General features: G+C 52.9%; 6 protein-coding genes. 4 read left to right on the top strand and 2 right to left on the bottom strand.

Annotated features, from left to right (window positions below; genetic code table 11):
- The first annotated feature begins 405 nt into the window (after nt 1-405).
- Together B3P58_RS10795 and B3P58_RS10790 are read left to right on the top strand one after the other, a co-directional pair.
- On the top strand, nt 406-1,386 hold the full coding sequence (locus B3P58_RS10795) for an isopenicillin N synthase family dioxygenase (RefSeq protein WP_286717486.1): 981 nt from the start codon (nt 406-408) through the stop codon (nt 1,384-1,386).
- Nucleotides 1,387-1,400: 14 nt separating this feature from the next.
- Nucleotides 1,401-2,456, top strand: coding sequence for an adenosine deaminase (locus B3P58_RS10790; protein WP_286717484.1), 1,056 nt, complete (start codon nt 1,401-1,403; stop codon nt 2,454-2,456).
- Nucleotides 2,457-2,587: 131 nt separating this feature from the next.
- Here B3P58_RS10790 and B3P58_RS10785 read toward each other — a convergent pair whose 3' ends face one another.
- On the bottom strand, nt 2,588-3,106 hold the full coding sequence (locus tag B3P58_RS10785; protein WP_225690948.1) for a hypothetical protein: 519 nt from the start codon (nt 3,104-3,106) through the stop codon (nt 2,588-2,590).
- A gap of 235 nt (nt 3,107-3,341) precedes the next feature.
- Here B3P58_RS10785 and B3P58_RS10780 point away from each other — a divergent pair, with 235 nt between their 5' ends.
- Nucleotides 3,342-3,470, top strand: coding sequence for a hypothetical protein (locus B3P58_RS10780; RefSeq protein ID WP_286717482.1), 129 nt, complete (start codon nt 3,342-3,344; stop codon nt 3,468-3,470).
- Nucleotides 3,471-3,496: 26 nt separating this feature from the next.
- Here the strand turns inward: B3P58_RS10780 and B3P58_RS10775 are convergent, their stop codons facing one another.
- Nucleotides 3,497-3,958, bottom strand: a complete 462-nt coding sequence (locus B3P58_RS10775; RefSeq protein ID WP_286717480.1) for a carboxymuconolactone decarboxylase family protein — start codon at nt 3,956-3,958, stop codon at nt 3,497-3,499.
- A gap of 199 nt (nt 3,959-4,157) precedes the next feature.
- Between B3P58_RS10775 and B3P58_RS10770 the strand changes: the two genes are divergently transcribed.
- Nucleotides 4,158-4,958, top strand: a complete 801-nt coding sequence (locus B3P58_RS10770; RefSeq protein ID WP_286717478.1) for a helix-turn-helix domain-containing protein — start codon at nt 4,158-4,160, stop codon at nt 4,956-4,958.
- Nucleotides 4,959-5,156: the final 198 nt, after the last annotated feature.

The following is a 5,156-nucleotide window of genomic DNA, read 5'->3' as shown; positions in this document are numbered from 1 at the left end:
CTCATCCTGCGTTGCTGTTCGTTCGCTTAACCCGTTAGGCCACACTCTCAGCGCCTTGCCTGAGAAGTTTTTAGCCGATAACAGGCCTGTTTAATTAGTGTTAACAGGTCCTGATGTCATTGTTCCGGCAGGGCGGCTACGGCCGCTCTGCCTGCATGGAAGCCAGACCATAAGAGCCCAAGACGCCATTCTCTTGGTAAGAAGGGAAACGCCTTTATCGGTTGTGCCGCAAGGCATCGCAGCATAAACGCGGTTCCAAAATACCCTCTTGGTAAGAGTGAATACCGGACTTCTTTTTGCGCCAGATAACTATCCACAGCGTAAAAAGACACCTGCCGGGTACGGATGTTCGCAAGACTCTTGTTGGCCGCCAGGTGCTTATTTTTAATAAAAAAGGCACGAACTATGACGATGAATAATGTTCCCCTCATTGATATTTCCCCACTGTTCAGTGACAACCGTGAAGACTGGCGACCGGTCGTGGACAAAATCGATCAGGCCTGCCGTGAGATCGGGTTTTTCTATATTCAGGGACACGGTATTTCCTCAGCCCAGCTTGAGAGTATGTTTGCCCTGGCAAAAACATTTTTTGCCCAGCCGGAAGAGCTCAAACAGCAGATACTGATTGCCAACAGCAGCAACCACCGTGGTTGGGGCAGTGCCGGTGCTGAACAGCTGGACCCGGGCAAGCCAAGCGACTGGAAAGAAACCTTCGATATGGCGCTCGATATCCATCCTGAGCATCCGGTTGTTAAGGCATGTCCACAGCTTTACGGCCCGAATCAATACGGTGTATTGCCCGGTTTTCAGCAGCAGATGAATCAGCATTACGGATTGCTGATGAGCGTTGCCCGTCGCCTGTTAAAAGCCATGGCGATTGCACTGCAGTTACCCGATGACTTTTTTAACCAGTATTTTGATGATCAGCATATTTCCGTGCTGCGCATGATCCATTACCCGCCACGTCCGGCCGACCAGGTGGTGGATGCCGATGCCAAGGCCGCCGGCGCGCATACCGATTACGGCTGCCTGACCCTGCTGTTACAGGATGATGTCGGTGGTCTGGAGGTACGTAACGCCCGTGATGAATGGGTTGCGGCGCCGCCGGTTAAAGATGCGCTGGTGGTGAATATCGGTGATTTAATGCAGCGCTGGACCAACGATTATTACCGCTCCACCGAGCATCGTGTACGCAACCTGGCCCCCGGTGTGCATCGTTATTCCATGCCGTTCTTTGTCGAACCTCGTTACGACACACCGGTAAGCTGTATTCCCAGCTGTATTACCGCCGAGCGTGATGCACGCTATCCTTTAATTACCAGTGGCGAGTGGATTTTATCGCGCTTTGCTGCCACCTATGCCTATCGTACCCAGAACAAAGGCTAATCAAGGAGATCAATATGAGCGGATTTGAACACATCCTGCAGAATACACGGGCAGCAACTGAGCTGGCCGACGAAGCCTTTTTACGGGCCTTGCCAAAAACCGAACTGCACCTGCATCTGGAAGGTTCGCTGGAGCCGGAACTGATGTTTGAGCTGGCTGCCCGTAATGGCATTCAACTGCCGTATCAGGATGTGGATCAGATCCGCCAGGCATACAACTTTACCAATCTGCAGTCCTTTCTCGATATTTACTACCAATGTGCTGACGTACTGCGTACCGAGCAGGATTTTTACGATTTAACCTGGGCTTATCTGCAACGCTGCCATGACGAGGGCGTGGTGCATATAGAACCCTTCTTTGACCCGCAGACACATACCGAGCGCGGCATTGCCATGGAAACCGTGCTGGACGGCATCAGCCGCGCGTTGGCGGATGGCCAGGAGCAACTTGGCATCAGCAGCGGCCTGATTCTGTGTTTTCTGCGTCACCTGAGCGAAGAAGCGGCTTTTGTCACTCTTGAGCAGGCCATCCCTTATCTGCATTTATTTATTGGTGTCGGGCTCGACTCTTCCGAACTGGGTAACCCGCCGGAGAAATTTGCCAAGGTGTTTGCCGCCGCCGCTGAGCTTGGTTTACATCGTGTGGCCCATGCCGGTGAAGAAGGCCCGATTGCTTATATCGAAGGTGCTCTCGACGTATTAAATGTAGAGCGTATTGACCATGGGGTGCGCTGCACTGACAGCGAAGCGATGATGACACGCCTTGCAGCCGAAGGGATTCCATTAACCGTTTGCCCGTTGTCGAATACCCGCTTAAAGGTGTATCAGCACATGAGCGAGCACCCGATTCTGCAATTACTGCAACGTGGTCTTTGCGTTACCGTTAATGCCGATGATCCGGCATTTTTTGGTGGTTATCTGCTCGCCAATTATCAGGCTCTGGCCGACCATCTGGGTATGACCCGTGGTCAGGCTGCACAACTGGCCACCAACAGCATTCAGGCCAGCTTTATTGCGGTAGAACAAAAAACCTTATTGCTGGAAAAGCTGGAACAGGTGATTGCTGCCTGAGGTTTTTATACCCGCCCGCGGCTTTACTTGCCAACCACGATAAAAAAGAAACCGCATACCGGAAACGGAATGCGGTTTTTTTATGAGCGGGGACAGCTCCGTGCCGGCGAGAGAAACGTGTTTATCAATAATCAGCAGGAATGGCTCCCGGTGACCGTTAGCCGTTTGGCTGCTGCAGCCAGTAAGCATCTGGAATATAGATGATGAAAGCCTCCCAGTGCATGAAACAGAAAACCGAATTTCCCTCCGGCGCGTGCCGGGAATACTGCAGAGCCAAAGTATAAGCGGGTTGCAGGTGCCTCTCCGTTCTTTAATCTCTCAGCAAGGGGTTCAATATAAAGCCATGAGCGCGTCTGACCAAAGGCCAGCAAAATTTCACGATCCGATCTCTGTTCCACGCGCCATGCTGAAAAGCGGTTGGCTGCACTATAGGCGAGATCCCGCACCTGGCTGTCACTGGATGGGCAGGCCAATATTTTAGCCAGCAGCCAGCGTTCGGTTTTAAACAGCCGCGTCGTATAAAAGGCTTCTATAAATTCAGCTAACCCCAAATTCCCAGGCACTGTGATGGTGTAGCAATCGGTAAAGGCTCCGGAAGTCTGGCAACTGGCAAGAAAAGAATGTTCCGGAACGGAAGACAGAGCAGGCATCGAATATAACCTCTTAAAGGACTAATGATTGCTGATAAATGTCCGTATTCAGCACCCAGCAGACATTCAGATTAAAGCCTGGGGCCTGTTAACACTAATTAAACAGGCCGGATTTTTAGAGTTAACAGGCCCTGGTATTTCCGGTAATAAGCGACGGTTGTTCAGACCCCGTATTACTGGTGCGGACAGGGGCTCCTTATGTGACCTGAGTAAAGGATTCTGCTGGGGAGGTCTGTTGCTCCGTATACTGAGGTTGCCGGAATTCAGCGACGACGATGCTGCACTGCGGCTGGTTCCGCTGGCGCAGCAACCGACCCAGCCGGAAGCCGGCGATGAGCTGGCCCTGAATGGCCAGCCCGGATAGGCGGTCAGCGCTCTGAGCTGGCAGCCTCAGTCAAAGTCACCCGGCTGGTAAGAGCCCACATCAGCACCAAATCCCACGGCAAAGCGGTTCCAGCTGTTGATATTGCAGATGGCCAGCGTCAGGCTGGTAAGCTCTGCATCGCTAAAGGATTTTCGTACATCATCCAGAAGCTGCTCTGCCGGATGCTGTTGAGACAACAGCGTCAGGGCTTCTGCCCAGGCCAGCGCCGCCTGTTCGCGCGGACTGAAAAAGGGTGCTTCACGCCAGGCGCTGAGCGTGTACAGACGCTGTTCGCTCTCGCCGGCTGCGCGGGCATCTTTACTGTGCATATCCAGACAATAGGCACAGCCGTTCAGCTGCGAAACCCGCAGTTTCACCAGTTCCAGCAGCGATTTTTCCAGTCCGCATTCTTTCAGATATTGCTCACCGGCCATTAAGGGCTTCATGGCGGCGGGGGCCGCCTGATAGTAGTTAAGACGCTGAGTCATAAGGCTCTCCTTATTGCATTTGGTTAATCGTGATGAGGTTGAAATACCTGTGCAGAGTAACGGCCAGCTCCCGGCAGTAATTGTAAAAATACGACATGCGCAAGGCTTTTACGGTGCTGTGAGGCGCTTGGGAGGTTTGTTAGACTGGCAAGAACCGCCGTCTGCAATGCAGCGGCAGAACCGCTGCACGGGTATGGCAATGACACAGCATCTTACTCATCTTGGATTCCGGTTTTTCCGGCCAACAACGGCATTACAGCCGCTGGTACAGTGTTATTGGCATATCCGCTGTCATGTGGGGCAGTCGGCACTGGCCGATGAATTTCTGCACCCTGAAGGAGGTTCGGGTGTGGTGTTTAATTTTGCCGATCCGCTGATTTTCAATGGCCAGCCTTATCTCGGCCCCTGTCTGTTAATTGGTCCTGCGCAACGTACGGGTACCCTGACACTGAGCGGTCAGGTCGATGCTATTGGCGTGCGCTTTTATCCTGGTGCGGCACATGCATTTTTTCAGCTGCCGCTGGCCGAGCTGAATGGTTGTCTGTTACCGGTTACCGATCTGCCTTTGGAAGCAAGCTGGCAGCAGGTATGGGAAGTGGATGCGGTCAATGAACGTTTGCAACAGATTGAACTCTGGCTGCTGCGGCAGCTGGATGTGCAGATTCAGGCAAAAAATCCTCTGGTGGCGTTGCTGCCTTCATTGCCAGACAGCGGGCAGTTTTCTACCGCCGATCTGGCCGAGCGTATGGCACTGGGAGAGCGTCAGGTTGAGCGATTATTCCGGCAATGGGTCGGTCTGACACCGAAACAGCTGGCCCGTATCCGTCGTGTTCAGCATGCACGGGAATTACTGAAAACAGCGCCAGCCGATCTGACGGGAACGGCTTATAACGCCGGCTATTTCGATCAGGCACATTTTATTCATGATTTTAAACAGGTGGTGGGCCTTACCCCCGGGCAGTACCGGCAGCGACTGAAGCAGCGCGATCGTTTGGAGTAAGCCGGGCGAAAAACAGCGGGTTTAGGGCCTGTTTAATTAGTGTTAACAGGCCCTGGTGCAGTAAAAATAAAAGCGCGGGTTATTTAACCGGCATTTTTGCACGGCTCAGCGGCAGTTTAACCGCCAGCGTTAAAACGGGTTATCCTAGGGCCTGTCGACACTAAGTAAATCCGGCCTGCTGAGAGCCAGCTTTTCTCA

The organism is Thalassolituus sp. UBA2009 (assembly GCF_002335285.1).
Classification (GTDB): Bacteria; Pseudomonadota; Gammaproteobacteria; order Pseudomonadales; family Oceanobacteraceae; genus Venatoribacter; species Venatoribacter alkanivorans.
The sequence above is the reverse complement of the archived record's forward strand: the minus strand, read 5'-3'. Positions and strand labels throughout refer to the sequence as shown.